Origin of the sequence: Consotaella salsifontis (assembly GCF_900167365.1) — a bacterium.
Classification (GTDB): domain Bacteria; phylum Pseudomonadota; class Alphaproteobacteria; order Rhizobiales; family Rhizobiaceae; genus Consotaella; species Consotaella salsifontis.
The window spans coordinates 44451-61769 of sequence record NZ_FUXL01000008.1 but is presented as its reverse complement, the minus strand read 5'-3'; the positions used below and the strand labels follow the sequence as shown (position 1 = coordinate 61769).

General features: G+C 64.7%; 14 protein-coding genes. 12 read left to right on the top strand and 2 right to left on the bottom strand.

Going from position 1 to position 17319, the window contains the following annotated elements; translation table 11 throughout:
* Window positions 1-444: 444 nt before the first annotated feature.
* Together typA and leuC are read left to right on the top strand one after the other, a co-directional pair.
* Complete coding sequence (gene typA, locus B5D38_RS12685; protein WP_078708807.1) at window positions 445-2274, top strand: translational GTPase TypA; 1830 nt, start codon at window positions 445-447, stop codon at window positions 2272-2274.
* 315 nt (window positions 2275-2589) lie between these two features.
* Entirely contained in the window at window positions 2590-4005 is a 1416-nt protein-coding gene (gene leuC / locus B5D38_RS12680) for a 3-isopropylmalate dehydratase large subunit (RefSeq protein ID WP_078708806.1), read from the top strand.
* A gap of 135 nt (window positions 4006-4140) precedes the next feature.
* Here leuC and B5D38_RS12675 read toward each other — a convergent pair whose 3' ends face one another.
* Window positions 4141-5463: a GGDEF domain-containing protein gene (locus B5D38_RS12675; protein WP_165690852.1), complete on the bottom strand. Its 1323-nt coding sequence runs from the start codon at window positions 5461-5463 to the stop codon at window positions 4141-4143.
* A 280-nt stretch (window positions 5464-5743) separates the two neighbouring features.
* Here B5D38_RS12675 and B5D38_RS12670 point away from each other — a divergent pair, with 280 nt between their 5' ends.
* The 7 genes from B5D38_RS12670 (at window position 5744) to msrA (ending at window position 12135) form a co-directional block, all read left to right on the top strand.
* Window positions 5744-6217, top strand: coding sequence for a GNAT family N-acetyltransferase (locus B5D38_RS12670; protein ID WP_078708804.1), 474 nt, complete (start codon window positions 5744-5746; stop codon window positions 6215-6217).
* Between the two features lie 160 nt (window positions 6218-6377).
* Window positions 6378-6770 carry a succinate dehydrogenase, cytochrome b556 subunit gene (gene sdhC, locus B5D38_RS12665; protein WP_078708803.1) on the top strand — a complete coding sequence of 131 codons (393 nt, stop codon included), beginning with the start codon at window positions 6378-6380 and terminating at the stop codon, window positions 6768-6770.
* Between the two features lie 11 nt (window positions 6771-6781).
* Window positions 6782-7162: a succinate dehydrogenase, hydrophobic membrane anchor protein gene (gene sdhD / locus B5D38_RS12660; protein WP_078708802.1), complete on the top strand. Its 381-nt coding sequence runs from the start codon at window positions 6782-6784 to the stop codon at window positions 7160-7162.
* 8 nt (window positions 7163-7170) lie between these two features.
* The gene (sdhA, locus tag B5D38_RS12655) at window positions 7171-9000 is read left to right on the top strand and encodes a succinate dehydrogenase flavoprotein subunit (protein ID WP_078708932.1); all 1830 of its coding nucleotides are present in this window, start codon (window positions 7171-7173) and stop codon (window positions 8998-9000) included.
* 116 nt (window positions 9001-9116) lie between these two features.
* Entirely contained in the window at window positions 9117-9899 is a 783-nt protein-coding gene (locus B5D38_RS12650) for a succinate dehydrogenase iron-sulfur subunit (RefSeq protein ID WP_078708801.1), read from the top strand.
* 207 nt (window positions 9900-10106) lie between these two features.
* A complete protein-coding gene (locus tag B5D38_RS12645) occupies window positions 10107-11327 on the top strand; it encodes an MFS transporter (RefSeq protein WP_078708800.1) in 1221 nt (406 codons plus the stop codon).
* 166 nt (window positions 11328-11493) lie between these two features.
* Window positions 11494-12135, top strand: a complete 642-nt coding sequence (gene msrA, locus B5D38_RS12640) for a peptide-methionine (S)-S-oxide reductase MsrA (RefSeq protein ID WP_078708799.1) — start codon at window positions 11494-11496, stop codon at window positions 12133-12135.
* Window positions 12136-12188: 53 nt separating this feature from the next.
* Here msrA and B5D38_RS12635 read toward each other — a convergent pair whose 3' ends face one another.
* Window positions 12189-12497, bottom strand: coding sequence for a PilZ domain-containing protein (locus B5D38_RS12635; RefSeq protein WP_078708798.1), 309 nt, complete (start codon window positions 12495-12497; stop codon window positions 12189-12191).
* 148 nt (window positions 12498-12645) lie between these two features.
* Here B5D38_RS12635 and B5D38_RS12630 point away from each other — a divergent pair, with 148 nt between their 5' ends.
* Genes B5D38_RS12630 through B5D38_RS12620 form a run of 3 tightly spaced genes read left to right on the top strand, consistent with a single transcriptional unit; the run spans window position 12646 to window position 17296 of the window.
* On the top strand, window positions 12646-13929 hold the full coding sequence (locus B5D38_RS12630) for a cation:proton antiporter (protein WP_207552943.1): 1284 nt from the start codon (window positions 12646-12648) through the stop codon (window positions 13927-13929).
* A complete protein-coding gene (locus B5D38_RS12625; RefSeq protein WP_078708797.1) occupies window positions 13926-15083 on the top strand; it encodes an NAD(P)/FAD-dependent oxidoreductase in 1158 nt (385 codons plus the stop codon). Before B5D38_RS12630 ends, B5D38_RS12625 begins: the two co-directional genes overlap by 4 nt.
* Window positions 15083-17296, top strand: a complete 2214-nt coding sequence (locus tag B5D38_RS12620; RefSeq protein WP_078708796.1) for a primosomal protein N' — start codon at window positions 15083-15085, stop codon at window positions 17294-17296. The genes B5D38_RS12625 and B5D38_RS12620 overlap by 1 nt, the downstream gene beginning before the upstream one ends.
* Window positions 17297-17319 lie beyond the last annotated feature (23 nt).

The following is a 17319-nucleotide window of genomic DNA, read 5'->3' as shown; positions in this document are numbered from 1 at the left end:
GATTTTCCTCCTGGAATGGCTTTCGAGTACTTGGCGCCGCCGGGCTGCGCGGCGCAATCTAAAGGTCAACGCACTGTCGGTCCTCAAGGTTCAGCCCGATTTCGGTCGGCCACGTGGCTCGTGAACGGGCGTGGTCCTCTGAATATCATGCTATAATTCTTGAAGCGCGATGAATAAAAGTACGTGAGAATACGTATTCACACGCTTGTGTGTCGCGGCCCGTCCCGGCGAGAATATGAAGGTTGCCTCTATTTCACGGCTCCATACTTATTCACGGGGTGGGAATGTGGATGCAAAAACTTCACATCGCGCGGAGGCTGCCATGCATCGTCGGGGCTTTCGCCGGCGCTGAAGAACCGGTATGTCGGTCTCGATTTGCGAGCCGCATGGCTTTCGGCTCCCCGTACGCTCCTGTTGAGCGCGCTAACCTTTTTTCGGTGATTTATGAACCTTCGCAACGTCGCGATCATCGCGCATGTCGATCATGGCAAGACCACGCTGGTGGACAAGCTCCTCGCGCAGTCCGGCGCGGTGCGCGATAATCAGCGCGTCGCCGAGCGCGCGCTGGACTCCAACGAGCTCGAACGCGAGCGCGGCATCACCATTCTCGCCAAGGCGACCTCGGTGGTGTGGAACGACACGCGCATCAACATTGTGGATACGCCCGGTCACGCCGATTTCGGCGGCGAGGTGGAGCGCATTCTGAACATGGTGGACGGGGCCATCATCCTGGTCGATGCCTCCGAAGGTCCGATGCCGCAGACCAAGTTCGTGCTCGGCAAGGCGCTGAAGGTGGGCTTGAGGCCCATTGTCGCGATCAACAAGATCGATCGGCCCGACGAGCGCCACCAGGAGGTCCTGAACGAGATCTTCGACCTTTTCGTCTCGCTCGACGCCACCGAGGAGCAGCTCGACTTTCCCGTGGTCTACGGCTCGGGCCGCGCTGGCTGGATGGCCGAGGAGCCGAGCGGGATGGACGAAAGCCGTGGGCTTCAGCCGCTCTTCGACCTCATCCTTTCCCACGTGCCGGAGCCTCGTACCGGCTCCGTCGACGAGCCGTTTCGCATGATCGGCACGATCCTCGAGGCCAATCCCTTTCTCGGCCGCATCATCACCGGCCGAATCCAGTCGGGCAAGCTGCGCTCCAACCAGTCGGTCAAGGTTCTCTCGCGTGACGGCGACCTCATCGAGAACGGCCGTATCTCGAAAATTCTCGCGTTCCGGGGCCTGGAGCGCCAGCCCATCGACTATGCAGAGGCGGGCGACATCGTCGCGATCGCCGGGCTTGCCAAGGGAACGGTGGCAGACACGTTCTGCGACCCGCAGGTGACTGAGCCCCTGCACGCCCAGCCGATCGACCCGCCGACCGTCACCATGACCTTCCGCGTCAACGATTCGCCGCTGGCCGGTACGGAAGGCGACAAGGTGACGTCTCGCGTCATTCGCGACCGCCTTCTCAAGGAGGCGGAGGGCAACGTCGCTCTCAAGGTCGAGGAAACCGAGGAAAAGGACTCCTTCTACGTTTCAGGCCGCGGCGAACTGCAGCTTGCCGTCCTCATCGAGACGATGCGGCGCGAAGGCTACGAGGTCGCCGTGTCGCGTCCGCGCGTCGTCTTCCGTGAAGGCGAGAACGGCGAGCGGCTGGAGCCGATCGAAGAGGTGGTGATCGACGTCGACGAGGAGCATTCCGGCGTCGTGGTCCAGAAGATGAGCGAGCGCAAGGCCGAGATGGTCGAGCTGCGTCCCTCGGGCGGCGGGCGCCAGCGTCTCGTCTTCTATGCTCCGACGCGGGGCCTCATCGGCTATCAGTCCGAGCTCTTGACCGATACGCGCGGCACGGCGGTGATGAACCGTCTTTTCCACGATTACCAGCCCTACAAAGGTGATCTGATGGGGCGCACCAACGGCGTTCTCATCGCCAACGAGGCGGGCGAGTCGGTGGCCTACGCCATGTTCAACCTGGAGGACCGCGGCCCGATGCTGATCGATCCGGGCGTCAAGGTTTATGCCGGCATGATCATCGGCATCCACACCCGCGACAACGATCTCGAGGTCAACGTCCTCAAGGGCAAGAAGCTCACCAACGTCCGCGCCGCCGGCAAAGACGAAGCGGTGCGATTGACCCCGCCCATCCGCATGACGCTGGAGCGTGCGCTCGCCTGGGTCGAGGACGACGAGCTCGTCGAGGTGACGCCGAAGTCCATGCGCCTCAGGAAGATCTATCTCGACACCCACGAGAGAAAGCGCTTCGAAAAGACGCGTCAGGCGGGATAAGCGCCGAACTTCGGCCTTTTACGGAAGCAACGGCGGCGGGTCTCCCGCCGCCGTTGCCGCGACGGCGATCCATTGCTATTTTGTCGCTCATGACGGCTGTCCGAAAAAACAAGGCGCGCCGACGCTTGCCGACCAGCGAGGGCTTTGCCCCGCTGTCGGACCATGCGCGTCTGCCGGGCCGCTTCTTCTACCGCTTCATTGCCTCCGGCAGCGCCTGACCGGATAGCGGCCGCGCTGCGGCCCGTATCCATCCATCTGGTTTGACGACTGCTGAAGGACCGGCTCGAGGAGCCGGCGTTGGAAGGACAGCCTCCCATGAAACAGGCAAAGCCCCGCACCCTCTATGACAAGATCTGGGACGACCATGTCGTCTCCAGCGAGGAAAACGGCCTCTCCATCATCTATATCGACCGCCACCTCGTCCATGAGGTGACGAGCCCGCAGGCGTTCGAGGGACTGCGGCTCGCCGGCCGCAAGGTGCGCCAGCCGGAACGCACGCTGGCGGTGGTCGACCACAACGTGCCGACCGATCCCTCTCGCGTGTTCGGCATCAAGAACGACGAAAGCCGCATCCAGGTCGAGACGCTGGCGAAGAACGCCGCCGATTTCGGCATCGAATACTATAACGAGGCGGACCGGCGGCAGGGGATCGTCCACATCGTCGGTCCCGAACAAGGCTTTACGCTGCCGGGCATGACCATCGTCTGCGGCGACAGCCACACCTCGACCCACGGCGCTTTCGGCGCGCTCGCCCATGGCATCGGCACGTCCGAGGTCGAGCATGTGCTCGCGACCCAGACGCTGATCCAGGCCAAGGCGAAGAACATGCTGGTGGAGGTCAATGGCGCGCTGCCCGATGGCATCACCGCCAAGGATGTCATTCTCGCCATCATCGGCGAGATCGGCACGGCGGGCGGCACCGGCCATGTTATCGAGTTCGCCGGCGAGGCGATCCGTTCGCTGTCGATGGAAGGGCGCATGACCGTCTGCAACATGACCATCGAGGGCGGCGCGCGCGCCGGCCTGGTGGCGCCGGACGAGACGACATTCGCCTATATCCAGGGGCGGCCGCGCGCCCCCCAGGGCGCCGCTTTGGAGAAGGCGCTGGCCTATTGGCGAACGCTGAAGAGCGACGAGGGTGCCCATTACGACAAGATCGTGCGCCTCGACGGCGCCAACCTGCCGCCGATCGTCTCCTGGGGCTCCAGCCCGGAGGATGTCGTGTCCGTCAACGGAGTCGTGCCGAATCCGGACGATATCGCGGACGAGGTCAAGCGGGCGTCGAAATGGCGCGCCCTCGACTACATGGGGCTGAAGCCGGGAACGAGGATGACCGACATTCCGGTCGATCGCGTCTTCATCGGCTCCTGCACCAACGGGCGCATTGAGGATCTTCGCGCCGCCGCAGCGATGATCGGTGGCCAGAAGATCGCCGAGCGCGTCTCGGCCATGGTGGTGCCCGGATCGGGCCTCGTGAAGGCGCAGGCCGAGGCAGAGGGCCTCGACAAGGTGTTCAAGGATGCCGGCTTTGACTGGCGTGAGCCCGGCTGTTCGATGTGCCTCGGCATGAACGAGGACCGGCTCGCGCCGCACGAGCGCTGCGCCTCCACCTCCAACCGCAATTTCGAGGGGCGGCAGGGCTACAAGGGCCGCACCCATCTCGTCTCTCCCGCCATGGCGGCGGCGGCCGCTATCGCGGGGCGCTTTGTCGACGTCAGGGAGTGGCGTTGAGGGCTTGAGAACGCGGCACAGCTCACCGCATCCGTGCTTTTTGCTGCCTCTCTGAGATGGCGCACCTCGGCCGGCGGGGCTTTTCCCTGCCGGCCTTATAGCCGCCGCGATCATGCGGCGCTCGTCCGAGACCCATCAGAGCGCTTGGCCGGACGTCAGGTCACCGGAACGACGCCGGGGCGTGACGCTCAGCGATTTTCCGAGAAGACGCCCCAGGATTGGGAACGGATTGAAAAGGCTCGGTCGCCCGTCCGTGGCGGAATGGTCGCCGCTGGCCGATGCCCCGTCGGATCGCAGTGACGAGCGTTCGGAATTTTCGCGATCTGCGCGCCGCTCCGCCACCACGCGGTCGCGCCCGCCGCGCTTTGCCTGATAGAGACAGGCATCGGCGCGGCCGAGCGCATCCGCCAGGGTTCCGCCGCTTGCGATCTCGGCCACGCCCGCGCTGACCGTCAGGCGTTGGGCTGTGAGGGGCCGCGGCCATTCGATCGCCGCGAAGGCGCGGCGAATGGTCTGGGCTGCCTCTGCGGCACTCTGCGCGTCCAAGTCCTTGAAGTGTAGCGCGAACTCCTCGCCGCCGATCCGCGCGACGGACCCGCCTTGCCCGACGAGCTCGCTCAGCAGTGTGCCCAGTGCCACGATGACCATGTCGCCGGCGTTATGGCCAAAAGTGTCGTTGATCTTCTTGAAGTGGTCGATGTCGACGATGGCGACCGAGGCAACCGTAGCGCTCAGAGCTGGAAGCTGATCGATCCTTTCTTCAAAGCCGCGCCGGTTTAGAAGGCCGCTCAACGGGTCGGTGCGGGCAGACGTGCGGAAGCTCTCGATCGCGTCGAGGCAGATTGCGATGAGGGCGAGAAAGGCAAAGGCAAGGCCGAAGAGCCCCGAGCCGAACTGGAAGAAGAACATCCACTGCGTCTTGCGCCAGTTCGGGTCCAGCAGCGTGTCGAAGGGCGACATGAGATAGTAGCCCTGCTGCAGGATCATGCTCATGGCCAGAAGCAGAATGACGACGAAGAGCGCCTTGTTGATCGTCTTCCGCAGCCCGCCGCGCATCTGCCAGGCGCAGAACAGAAGAATGATCCCCGCACAAAGCTGGCCGATCACGTATTGCGCCGGATCGCTATGATACTTGAACAACGCGACTGCCAGCCCGACGCCCGTGACCGCGACCAAGGCGAGCAGAAGGCCGTCGTGTGACGGCCTGTCGAATCGCTGCGAAATCCCCCGTGCCATTGCCACCAGCGCGCTCAGCAGCAGCACGTCCTCGGTGACGGACTTGGCGTCGTCCACCGACGGAAGATCGGTGATCAGCACGGCAAAGCCCGCAGCGGCGACGATATAGGCAATACCCCACCAGAAGGCGCCGCGCACCTGGAGATGCACGAGGAAGAAGATCAGCGATATTCCCACGAACGCCGCGGGCAGTGTCCAGGCAAGAATTTCGGCTTGGCTCATCGCTTTCTCCCAAGGCGGGAGGCAACCCGATTCGGTCATAGGATAACCGATCGAGCAGACTGCCAATCGATTCGCCAAGCAAATAATCGCCCGCGCGCAATGATGGCAAGTCGCAATCGTTGAAGCCGATAGGATTTGACTGCCGGACGGATAAAATTCTCGCAGATTTCTATTTCGATGCCGCGCGCTCCTGCTTGCGCGCAAACGATGCGTCTCGCGACAGCCCTGCGGCGAAGGCATGGCTTGACGCGGAGCGGAATCCGCGAGAAAGGCGTGTTCCATGGAACGAGTTGCGCCCGATATCGAGATCGCCTTGTTGCGTTTGGACGACGCACGAGAGCTTGCGCCTCTTCTTTCGGCATACAATCAGGATATTTTCCGCGGTGCGCCGCCCGCGCCCGACAGCTATTACGCCGAAGCGCTGCTCCAGGACCCCGCAGCCGAAATCCTTGGCGCGCGCCTCGATGGACGCCTCGTCGCCTTTCTGATGTTCTACGATCTTCCAGACCCTTGGACCGGAATGCGGTCGGGATTGGCGGAGCACATCTTCGTCGAGCACAAGAACCGGCGCATGGGCATCGCCAAGGCGATGATCGATCTTCTGGCGGAGCAGGCCGATCGTCGCGGATGGTCGCGCCTCGTTCTGCGTTCGCCGCGCCATCCCGGAATTGCGCGCAACCTTTACGCGCGGGTGGCTGAGCCGGCAGACTGGACAACCTATGTGATTCGCTTCGTCGATCGCGAGCCGAATTGATGGGGGTGTCTCGCCGCTGAGAGGAGTGGTGGGACAAAATGGAACATTTGGCGTACTTGCGGAAGGCGCGCCTTGCGCAGTAACGGAGGTCGGCTAAAGCGAATGGGCCGTATATGGCAGCCCAAATCGTTTTAGGCCGCATAGCGACGGGAAGGTTTGCATGTCCCAAATTCAGAAGCCGCGGCCTCTGTCGCCGCATATCATGATCTACCGGCTGCGCATGACCATGCTGATGTCGGGCTTCCACCGAGCGACCGGCCTCGCCCTCTATTTCGGCATGGTCTTCCTCACCTGGTGGTTGGTGGCGGCGGCATCGGGCCCGAATGCTTTCGGCTGGGCCTCGTGGTTCTTCGGCTCCTTCCTCGGCTACATCGTGATGCTCGGGTTTTCCTGGGGCCTTATCCACCATGCTGTCGGTGGCGTGCGCCATCTCATCTGGGATCTGGGCATCGGGCTTTCCAAGGAAGCGTCGATGCGGTGGGCGATCGGCACGATCATCGCATCGGTCGCGATCACCATCCTGCTGTGGCTCGTCGTGCTGATCGTCGCTTGAAGGAGTTTACCATGAGCATTCGCACCCCAATGGGTCGCGCCCGCGGCATGGGCGCCGCAGGCCACGGCGTCGGCGAGTTCTGGCACCAGCGCGTCACCTCCGTCACCAGCCTCGTGCTGGCCATCGGCATGATCTTCATCCTGCTGACACTGGCCACCAGCACCTACGCTGAAGTCAGGGCTACCTTCGCCAATCCGCTCGTCGGCGGCTGGATGGCGCTCACCGTGATCTCCTTCGTCTACCACATGTATATCGGGGCGCAGGAAGTCATCATGGAATACGGTCCCAAGACATGGAAGCTCGGCCTGACCCTGGCCAACACCGGCTTCTGTCTCATGATCGCCGCCGCCTGCCTGTTCGCGCTCATCAAGATGAGCTTCGGAGTTTTGTGATGGCTGAGATGAAGTCTTCCGCCGGTTCCACGCCCGGTATCAACGGCCGCGCCTATCCCTTTGTCGACCATCGCTTCGACGTCGTGGTCGTGGGGGCGGGCGGCGCCGGCTTGCGCGCCACTCTCGGCTGCGCCCAGGCGGGCCTCAAGACCGCCTGTATCACCAAGGTCTTCCCGACGCGCTCGCACACCGTGGCGGCACAGGGCGGCATCGCCGCCTCGCTCGGCAACATGGGTCGGGACGACTGGCGCTGGCACATGTACGACACCGTCAAGGGGTCGGACTGGCTGGGCGATCAGGACGCCATTGAATATCTCGTCCGCAACGCGCCGGCCGCCGTCTACGAGCTGGAGCATTTCGGACTGCCCTTCTCGCGGACCGAGGACGGGCGCATCTATCAGCGGCCCTTCGGCGGCATGACCACCGAGTTCGGCGAGGGGCCGCCGGCCCAGCGCACCTGCGCGGCCGCCGACCGTACTGGCCACGCCATGCTGCACACCCTCTACGGCCAGTCGGTGCGCTATTCGACCGAGTTCTTCATCGAATACTTCGCCATCGACCTGATCATGGACGAGGAGGGCGCTTGCCGCGGCGTCGTCGCGCTCTGCCTCGAGGATGGGACGCTCCATCGTTTCGCCGCCAAGCAGACGATCCTGGCCACCGGCGGCTATGGCCGCGCCTATTTCTCTGCGACCTCGGCCCACACCTGCACGGGCGACGGCAACGCGATGGTGCTGCGTGCCGGCCTGCCTCTCCAGGACATGGAGTTCGTCCAGTTCCACCCGACCGGCATCTATGGCGCCGGCTGCCTCATCACCGAGGGCTCGCGCGGCGAGGGTGGTTATCTGACCAATTCCGAGGGTGAACGCTTCATGGAGCGTTATGCGCCCTCGGCCAAGGACCTTGCCTCGCGCGATGTCGTCTCACGCTCGATGACGGTTGAAATCCGCGAGGGTCGTGGCGTTGGCAAGAACAAGGACCACATCTTCCTGCATCTCGACCACCTTGACCCGGCGATCCTGCACGAGCGTCTGCCGGGCATTTCGGAGTCGGCCAAGATCTTCGCCGGCGTCGATGTCACCAAGGAGCCGATCCCGGTTCTGCCGACCGTCCACTACAACATGGGCGGCATCCCGACGAACTATTACGGCGAGGTTCTGACCAAGAAGGATGGCAACGCCGACACTGTCGTGCCCGGCCTGATGGCGGTGGGCGAAGCGGCGTGCGTGTCGGTCCACGGAGCCAACCGGCTTGGCTCCAACTCGCTGATCGACCTCGTCGTCTTCGGGCGCGCGGCAGGTCAGCGCTGCGCCGAGACTATCGACGCCAACGAGGAGCAGGCTCCGCTTCCCGCCGGCGCCGGCGATCTGGCAGTCTCGCGCCTCGACCGGGTGCGCTATGCTTCCGGTGGCACGCCCACGGCCAAGCTTCGCCTCGACATGCAGAAGACCATGCAGTCCAACTGCGCCGTCTTCCGCACGGGCGAGGTGCTGGACGAGGGCCACACGCTGATCCACAAGGTCTGGCAGGGGTCCGACGACATCGCCACCACCGACCGCTCCCTGATCTGGAACACAGATCTGGTGGAATCCCTGGAATATGAGAACCTCATCATCCAGGCAGTGGTGACGATGGATTCAGCCCAGGCCCGCACGGAATCACGCGGCGCCCACGCCCGCGAGGACTATCCCGACCGGGACGACGCCAATTGGATGAAGCACACGCTCGTCTATTGCGACACCGACAACAAGGCCATCCGCCTCGAAGACCGGCCGGTGCACACCTACACGATGTCCAACGAGATCGAGTACATCAAACCGAAGAAACGCGTCTACTGAGCGTGCCGACCGGCGCTCTTTTGGGAGCGCCGGCAGGTTTTCGAGTGCCGGGGTGAGGGGCGAAGATGGCGCCGTCTCCCGGCGGACGCCAAACCAAACGGGATTAGGCAAGACAGATGGTCGAGTTCACTCTTCCCAAGAATTCCACGCTCACCGAAGGCAAGGTCTGGGGCAAGCCGGCCGGTGCCACGAAGACGCGCGAGTTTCGGATCTACCGCTGGTCGCCGGACGACGACTCCAATCCCCGGATGGACACGTTCACCGTGCCCACCGAAGATTGCGGGCCGATGATCCTCGACGCCCTTTTGTGGATCAAGGACAATGTCGATCCGACGCTGACGCTGCGCCGCTCCTGCCGCGAGGGCATTTGCGGCTCCTGCGCCATGAACATCGACGGCGAGAACACGCTGGCCTGCACCAAGGGCATGGAAGAGGTGTCGGGAACGATCACCATCTATCCGCTGCCGCACATGCCGGTGATCAAGGACTTGGTGCCGGATCTGTCGCTGCCCTACGCGCAGCTCACCATGATCCAGCCTTGGCTCCAGACGGAGACGCCGGAGCCTCAAAAGGAATGGCGCCAGAGCCATGAGGACCGCGCCAAGCTGGATGGCCTCTACGAGTGCATCCTGTGCTTCTGCTGCCAGACCTCGTGCCCGTCCTACTGGTGGAATCCCGAGCGTTATCTCGGCCCGGCCATTCTGCTCCAGGCCTATCGCTGGCTGGCGGACAGCCGCGACGAGGCGACCGGCGAGCGCCTCGAAATCCTCGAGGACCCGTACCGTCTTTATCGCTGCCACAACATCATGAACTGCACGCAGACCTGCCCGAAGGGGCTGAACCCGGCGCTGGCGATCAACGCCATCCGCGCCATGATGGTCAAGCGCAGCGCTTTCTGAGCGCAGGTCTCCGGCAGACGATCAAGACCGAAGAAGCGGCCCTGGTGGCCGCTTCTTTCGTTTGAGAGATGCGGGGAGAACAATCGAGCGAAGCGGAAGATCGGAAGAAAGCGTCGACCCAACCCTTGACGGAATGCCATGCGGCCAATCTAAGCCAGGTGTACTTTTCCCGAGGCCGCATTGCGCGGACCATCTCAAGAGCATTCGATGCAATCTTTCGGCCGCTTCGTGGTGATCAACCTGCGTTGGATCGCCGCCGGATTTCTTCTCACGTTCTTCTCGTCCGTCGGGCAGACATTCTTTATCGCCCTGTCGAACGCCGAAATCCGGAGTGCCTTTGCGCTCAGCAATGGCGGGTTCGGCGGCCTCTACATGATCGCGACCCTTTGCAGTGCCGCGACGCTGCCTTTCATGGGTCGTCTTCTCGATCGGTATTCAACTTTCGCCGTGACGGTCGGCTCGCTTATCGCGCTGGCCGCCGCGGCACTTGCCCTCGGTCTGGTCTGGAGCATTCCGAGCCTCGTCTTCGCGCTCTATCTCCTTCGCCTGTTCGGCCAGGGCATGATGACCGAGATCGCCTTCACCGCCACGGGGCGGTGGTTTGCCGCCAACAGGGGCCGCGCGGTCGCGCTCGCCACGCTCGGGCAAAGGGCGGGGGAAGGCCTGCTCCCCTTCGTTTTTGTCGCGGTGGCGGCGGCGATCGGCTGGCGCAACGCGTGGCTTGCGGCCGCAGTGGCGGTGCTGGCGCTCGCGCTTCCCTTGATCGGCTGGCTGGTTCGGCGGGAGCGCAATCCCAAGGGGGAGGCCAGTTCGCACGAACACCTGAGCGCCAGGGACTGGACGGCGAGCGAAGTGCTGCGAGACCCAAAATTCTATGCGATTTGCCTCGGCGTCCTCGCCCCGGCCTTCATCGGCACGACCGTCTTCTTCCATCAGGTCTATCTGACGGAAATCAAGGGCTGGTCCCTCCAGCTCTTTGCCGCCGGCTTCGCGGTGATGTCGGTGACGAACGTGTTCTTCTCGCTCTTGTCGGGCTGGCTGATCGACCGCTATTCGTCGGTGCGGTTTCTTCCGTCGTTTCTGCTGCCCATGGCGCTCGCCTGCTTCGTCGTCGCATGGATGAAGGCGGACTGGACCATCTTCCTGTTCATGGCTCTGCTCGGCATCAGCTATGGCTTTTCCTCGACCCTTTCCGGCGCAATGTGGCCGGAAATCTATGGCACCCGGCATCTCGGAGCGATCCGCTCGCTCGTGGTTTCCGCCATGGTGATCGCCACGGCGATCGGCCCCGGCCTCACGGGCTGGCTCATCGATATCGGCGTCGATTTCGAGTTCCAGCTGGCTGTGATGGGAATCTACAGCCTCGCCGCCGCCGCGCTGATGGCGCTGGTTTCCCGCCGGCTCATGGCGGAGCGCGTTGCGGCTTGATGCCGGGCGGGGGCAACCGCATCCGGGGTTCCCTCACGAAAGCGTCACCAGCCGCGCGCAGCCGTGACTTGTTCTCGTGGCGAGGGCGCGGCACGTTTTCTTCTCCAACTTCGCGGAACGCAGGGCTCAGAACCTGCCGGCCGCCGCAGCGCCAAGGGAGAGCCGCATGAGGTTTCACGCAAGCAGGATAGGCGCGCTGGCGCTTGCCGCCGCCATGGTGTCGGCCTTTGGCGGGTTCTCGTCTCGTCCCGCGCTCGCGGCCTCCGAAAAGGCGATCTTCGCCGGCGGCTGCTTCTGGTGCGTGGAATCGGACTTCGACCGCGTCCCTGGGGTCCTCAAGACGATCTCTGGCTACACCGGGGGCAGCCTGAAGAACCCGACCTATCATCAGGTTTCGGCCGGCGGCACGGGTCACTATGAATCGGTGGAAGTGACGTTCGATCCCTCGAAGGTCAGCTACGAGCAGCTGCTCACGGCCTTCTGGCATTCGGTCGATCCGGTGGATGCTGGCGGCCAGTTTTGCGACCGGGGCGCGTCCTACCGCACGGCGATCTTTGCCGAGAACGACGAGCAGCTGAAGGAGGCGGAGGCCTCCAAGAAGGCGATCGAGAACGAGCTCAAGCAGCCGGTGGCGACAACAATCACCAAGGCGGGCGCCTTCTACCCGGCCGAGGACTATCACCAGGACTATTACGAGAAGAACCCGCTGCGCTACAAATACTATCGCTGGAACTGCGGGCGCGACCAGCGCATCAAGGAACTCTGGGGCGACAAGGCCCATCTCGGGCTTCAGAACCACGGAAGCTGAGTCCCGTTGCCGTCCCCCTTGTCGAGGGCGCGATTGTGCTCACTCGCGCCTGATCAGTCGGACATCCTCAGCGAAAGCGTTTCGAACGCCTCGTCCTCCTTGGCCTCCTCATAGAGGCTGAGGAACTTGAGGCCGAAATGATCCAGCCGCCGCCAGACAACCCGGGCGCGCCGCACGCGATCCTCGTTGGGCAGCTTGATCTCCACCTCCTCGGCGTCGATCGTCCCTCCGGGCACCACCACCTCGGCGCCCTTTTCGTTGAGATTGCGCAGCCTGACGGTGATCGGCGGTCCCGCGAGCGAAGTGGTCATGGTCGCGCCGAGGCAGACGCGGCGGCGATCTCTGCGGCGACGTTCCAGCATGGGCTTACGACCTAAATTTCGTTCGTCGGCTGACGATGATACGGATCAGCCGCGAGCGGGCAAGCCGAACCCTTCGGAAGGCTTAACGAGCGGCTGCGTTTGGGCTGATGCTCCTTGAGAGTCCCGTCGATAGCGCCATCATGGCTTGATGCTGTCGCTCAATCAGTTCATCGCCCTGCTTTTGACCATCACGGCCGTCCTCGCCTGGGCCAACCGACGCTTCATCGGCTTGCCGGTCAGTATCGGGCTGCTGGTACTCGGGCTCTCGGCCTCGCTTCTTCTGGTCGCGCTCCACGCGCTCGCGCCCGGCCTCAGCTTTCCCACCGACCTCGCGCGGACGGTCGACGCGATCAATTTCAACGAGACCTTGATGAATGGGATGCTCGGCTTCCTGCTCTTCGCCGGGGCGCTGCACGTCGATTGGCAGGGGTTGAAGGGCAGGGGACTCTCGGTCGGGCTCATGGCCACCTTCGGCGTCTTGATCTCCACTGTCATTGTAGGGTCGGCCTTTTACGGCATCCTAAGCTTTGCCGGGGTGCCCATCTCCTATTCCTGGGCTCTGGTCTTCGGCGCGCTGATCAGCCCGACCGATCCGGTCGCGGTGCTCGCAACGCTTAAAGCGGTTCAGGTCCCCAAGCGCCTCGAACTCGATATGGCCGGCGAATCACTGTTCAACGATGGCGTGGGCGTGGTGGTCTTCACCATCCTTTTGACCTTCGCCACGGCTGATTCAACCGGCGAGACGCCCGGGGTGGCGGACGTCGCGGAGCTTTTCGTCGTCGAGGCACTGGGAGGAGCGGCGTTCGGATTCGCCATGGGCTATATCGCCTACCGGATGATGCATGCCATCGACGAGTTCGCGGTCGAGGTCCTGATCTCGCTCGCGCTGGTGATGGGCACCTATACGGCCGCACAAAGCTTGCATCTTTCGGGGCCGATCTCGGTGGTCGTGGCGGGTCTGCTCATCGGCGAGCGCGGCTTTGCCTACGCCATGAGCGAGACCACCCAGCGCTACATCACCGGCTTCTGGCTGCTGATCGACGAGATCCTCAACGCCTTTCTCTTTATGCTCATCGGGTTGGAGCTTCTGGTGATCGAGTTCGAGATCGGGCGTATCTACCTGGCGCTGACAGCCATCCCGATCGTGCTTCTGGCCCGCTTTTTCTCGGTCTTGTTGCCGTTCCAGGTGGTGCGGCTTCGCGAGAGTTTTTCCCCCGGCACGGTCGCCGTGCTGGTCTGGGGCGGCGTGCGCGGCGGTATCTCGGTGGCACTCGCCTTGTCGCTGCCGAGCGGGCCGGAGCGCGATCTGATCGTCACGGCCACCTATGTCGTCGTTATCTTCTCGATCCTTGTTCAGGGATTGACGCTGGCGCGCCTGGTGCGCCGCGTGGTCCGTCCCGATGAGGGCGGCGAAGCGGCCGCAGCGCATTGAACGTCGCGTCCAAGGCCAAGCCAGATGCGCGTCGCGTCGTGCTGGTCGGAGCGGGGCATGCGCATCTCGCGCTGATCCTTGCCGCCGATCGCTTCCGCTCAGCCGGCGCCGAACTGGTGATCGTCGATCCCGGACGCTTTTGGTATTCGGGCCGCGCCTCCGCGCTCCTCGGCGGCACGATCGAGGCAGACGAAGATACGGTGAACATCGGAGAGCTGTGCGCCGCTTGTGGGGTTCGCCTGATAACGGGGCGGGCCGTCGGCCTCGACGGTCGTGAGCGGACGGTGTTCCTTGAGGAGGGTCAACCGGTCGGCTACGATCTGGCTTCGTTCAATGTCGGCAGCGTCGTCGGCGCGCCGTTTCCCGTCCGCTCGGACAATGTCTGGCCGGTGAAGCCGGTCTCTGGCTTGCTGCGGCTGCGCCAGGCCCTGGAGGCGGCGCGCCGGCCCATCTCCATCATCGTCGTCGGAGGCGGGGCCAGCGGCTGCGAGATTGCGGCCAACCTCGCCGGACTCGCGGAGCGTCGGCGCCTCGACCTTCACATCACGCTAGTGGGGCGGGGGGAGCGGCTCCTCCCCTCGGCACCGAGCGGCGCCGGTGCCTATATGGAGCGGCGGTTGCGCGCGGGAGGGTGCCGGCTCGTCCTTGGCCGAAAGGTCGACTCGGTTCAGGGGCAGCGGGTGGTTCTGGACGATGGCGGGGCGCTGGCCTTCGATCATTGTGTGCTGGCAACGGGCCTGGTCGCCGCGCCGCTGGTCGGCCGGCTGGGACTGCCGGTCGATCCCGCCGGCGGCCTTCTCGTCGCGCCCACTCTCGCCTCCCTTGCCGACGCGCGTGTCTTCGCGGCGGGCGACTGCGCTGCAATCGACGGCCATCCGCTTCCCAAGGTTGGCGTTTATGGCGTTCGTGCCGCGCCGGTCCTCCTCGCCAATCTCCTCTCCAGCCTTTCCGGCGCCCCCCTTCGCTCCTATCGGCCGCAGCGCCGTTTCCTGTCGATCCTCGACCTCGGCGACGGCGCGGGCCTCGCCCTCCGCGGTCGGCTGTGGTTTCCTGGGCGGGCGATGGGATGGTGGAAGCGCCGGCTCGACGGCGTTTTCCTCGCAAAATACCAAAGGGCTTGCGTATCGGCGCGCGGCCGTGACACCTCCGGATAATGCATCCGCCCGATTCCCAGTTGTTCGATCGTGACCCCGCGCCTTCTCCCGTGGCGACGGTGCGTGTGCTCGTGCCCCTGCCGACGGAGCGGCCCTATTCCTATGCCGTGCCGGAAGGCATGACGGTCGTGCCGGGCTCCATCGTCCAGGTGCCGCTCGGGCCGCGCCAGGTGGCCGGCATCGTCTGGGATGGCGATGGTGACGAGGTCGATCCCAAGAAACTGAGACCGATCACCCAGGTCTTCGATTGCCCGCCGCTGGCAGAGTCGATGCGCCGTTTCATCGACTGGGTGGCCGAGTACACGATCTCGCCGCCGGGTCTGGTGGCGCGCATGGCGCTGCGCGCCCCGGCGGCCTTCGATCCCGAACCCTGGATCGAGGGATTGCGGCTGACCGGCGCGGTGCCCGAGCGGCTGACGGCGGCAAGGCGCCGGGTTCTCGACACGGCCGAAGATGCACCCTCCTGGTCACGCCTCGGCCTCGTTCACGCCGCCGGCGTTTCCGCCTCCGTGGTGGACGGGCTGATCGGGGCGGGGGCTTTCGAGCGGGTCAGAATGCCGCCGCCGCCGGTGGTTGCGGCTCCCGACGTCTCCTATGGCCGGGCGGAGCTGAGCGGGGAGCAGGGGGAGGCGGCCTCAAGACTCGCCGATGCGGTCGCCAACGACGGCTTTTCGGTGACGCTCCTCGAGGGTGTCACCGGCTCCGGCAAGACCGAGGTCTATTTCGAGGCGGTGGCCAAGGCATTGGAGAAGGGGCGGCAGGTGCTCATTCTCTTGCCGGAGATCGCACTGACGCAGAGCTTTCTCGACCGCTTCCATGCCCGTTTCGGCGCGCCGCCCGCCGAATGGCATTCCGACATCGCCCCCAGAACGCGCGAAAGAATCTGGCGTCAGGTGACGGAAGGGCGGGTGCGCGTCGTCGCGGGTGCCCGGTCCGCGCTGTTCCTGCCGTTCGAGAATCTCGGTCTCGTCATCGTCGATGAGGAGCACGACCCTGCCTACAAGCAGGAAGAACGCATCATCTATCATGCGCGCGACATGGCGGTGGTGCGAGGATCGCTCTCCGACTTTCCGGTGATTCTCGCCTCGGCCACACCCTCCATCGAAAGCCGGGTGAACGCCTCGTCGGGCCGCTATGCCCATGTTCGCCTGTCGGGGCGCTATGCCGAGGCGGCGCTGCCCGATCTCGGCCTCGTCGACATGCGCCGCTCGCCGCCGCCGCGCGGCCGGTTCATTTCGCCGGTCTTGACGACCGCCATCGGCGAGACGATCGCGCGGGGCGAGCAGGCGCTGCTGTTTCTCAATCGACGCGGCTATGCGCCGCTGACCCTCTGCCGGGTCTGCGGCCACCGCTTCGAATGCCCCAACTGCTCGACCTGGCTGGTGGATCACCGCCTGCGCGGCCAGCTCCAGTGCCACCATTGCGGCTACAGCACGCCGCGCCCCGAGGCCTGCCCGGAATGCGGCACGCTCGACCATCTCGTCGCTTGCGGCCCCGGCGTTGAGCGGGTGGCGGAGGAGATGCTGGAGCTCTTCCCCGATGCTCGCACGATTCTCCTCTCGTCGGACCTGCCGGGCGGTACGCGGCGGCTGCGGCGGGAGCTGGAGGCGATCGCGGAGGGAGACGCGGACATCGTCGTCGGGACCCAGCTCGTCGCCAAGGGGCATCATTTTCCCAAGATGACGCTGGTCGGGGCCGTGGACGCCGATCTCGGGCTTCAGAACGGCGATCCGCGCGCCGCTGAGCGCACGTTCCAGCTTCTCCATCAGGTGACGGGGCGCGCCGGGCGAAGCGGGCGGGCAAGCCGCGGCCTCATTCAGACCTTTCAGCCGGAGCATCCGGTGATGCAGGCGATCGCCTCGGGCGATCCCGAGCTTTTCTATGCCCGCGAGATCGCGGAGCGCCAGCGATCCGGTCTGCCACCCTTCGGGCGCCTCGCCAGCCTCATCGTCTCCGCCGGCAGCCGGCGCGAAGCCGAGGAACAAGCGCGCGCCCTGCGCCAAGCCGCGCCGACGGTCGAGGGCATCGAAGTTCTCGGCCCGGCGGAGGCTCCTTTGGCGCTGCTGCGCGGGCGCTATCGTTTTCGCCTCCTGTGCCAGGCGCCTCGCAAGGCGCCTCTTCAGGCCTACCTGCGCGCCATGATCCGGCAGGCCCCGCGCCCGCGCGGCTCGGTGGACGTGGCGATCGATGTCGACCCACAGAGCTTTCTATGAGATGGTCGCGCCAGAAAGGGCGG

Coding starts and splice junctions, on each gene's coding strand:
- typA (WP_078708807.1), top strand. CDS start 445: ATGAACCTTCGCAACGTCGCGATCATCGCGCATGTCGATCATGGCAAG.
- leuC (WP_078708806.1), top strand. CDS start 2,590: ATGAAACAGGCAAAGCCCCGCACCCTCTATGACAAGATCTGGGACGAC.
- B5D38_RS12675 (WP_165690852.1), bottom strand. CDS start 5,463: ATGAGCCAAGCCGAAATTCTTGCCTGGACACTGCCCGCGGCGTTCGTG.
- B5D38_RS12670 (WP_078708804.1), top strand. CDS start 5,744: ATGGAACGAGTTGCGCCCGATATCGAGATCGCCTTGTTGCGTTTGGAC.
- sdhC (WP_078708803.1), top strand. CDS start 6,378: ATGTCCCAAATTCAGAAGCCGCGGCCTCTGTCGCCGCATATCATGATC.
- sdhD (WP_078708802.1), top strand. CDS start 6,782: ATGAGCATTCGCACCCCAATGGGTCGCGCCCGCGGCATGGGCGCCGCA.
- sdhA (WP_078708932.1), top strand. CDS start 7,171: ATGAAGTCTTCCGCCGGTTCCACGCCCGGTATCAACGGCCGCGCCTAT.
- B5D38_RS12650 (WP_078708801.1), top strand. CDS start 9,117: ATGGTCGAGTTCACTCTTCCCAAGAATTCCACGCTCACCGAAGGCAAG.
- B5D38_RS12645 (WP_078708800.1), top strand. CDS start 10,107: ATGCAATCTTTCGGCCGCTTCGTGGTGATCAACCTGCGTTGGATCGCC.
- msrA (WP_078708799.1), top strand. CDS start 11,494: ATGAGGTTTCACGCAAGCAGGATAGGCGCGCTGGCGCTTGCCGCCGCC.
- B5D38_RS12635 (WP_078708798.1), bottom strand. CDS start 12,497: ATGCTGGAACGTCGCCGCAGAGATCGCCGCCGCGTCTGCCTCGGCGCG.
- B5D38_RS12630 (WP_207552943.1), top strand. CDS start 12,646: ATGCTGTCGCTCAATCAGTTCATCGCCCTGCTTTTGACCATCACGGCC.
- B5D38_RS12620 (WP_078708796.1), top strand. CDS start 15,083: ATGCATCCGCCCGATTCCCAGTTGTTCGATCGTGACCCCGCGCCTTCT.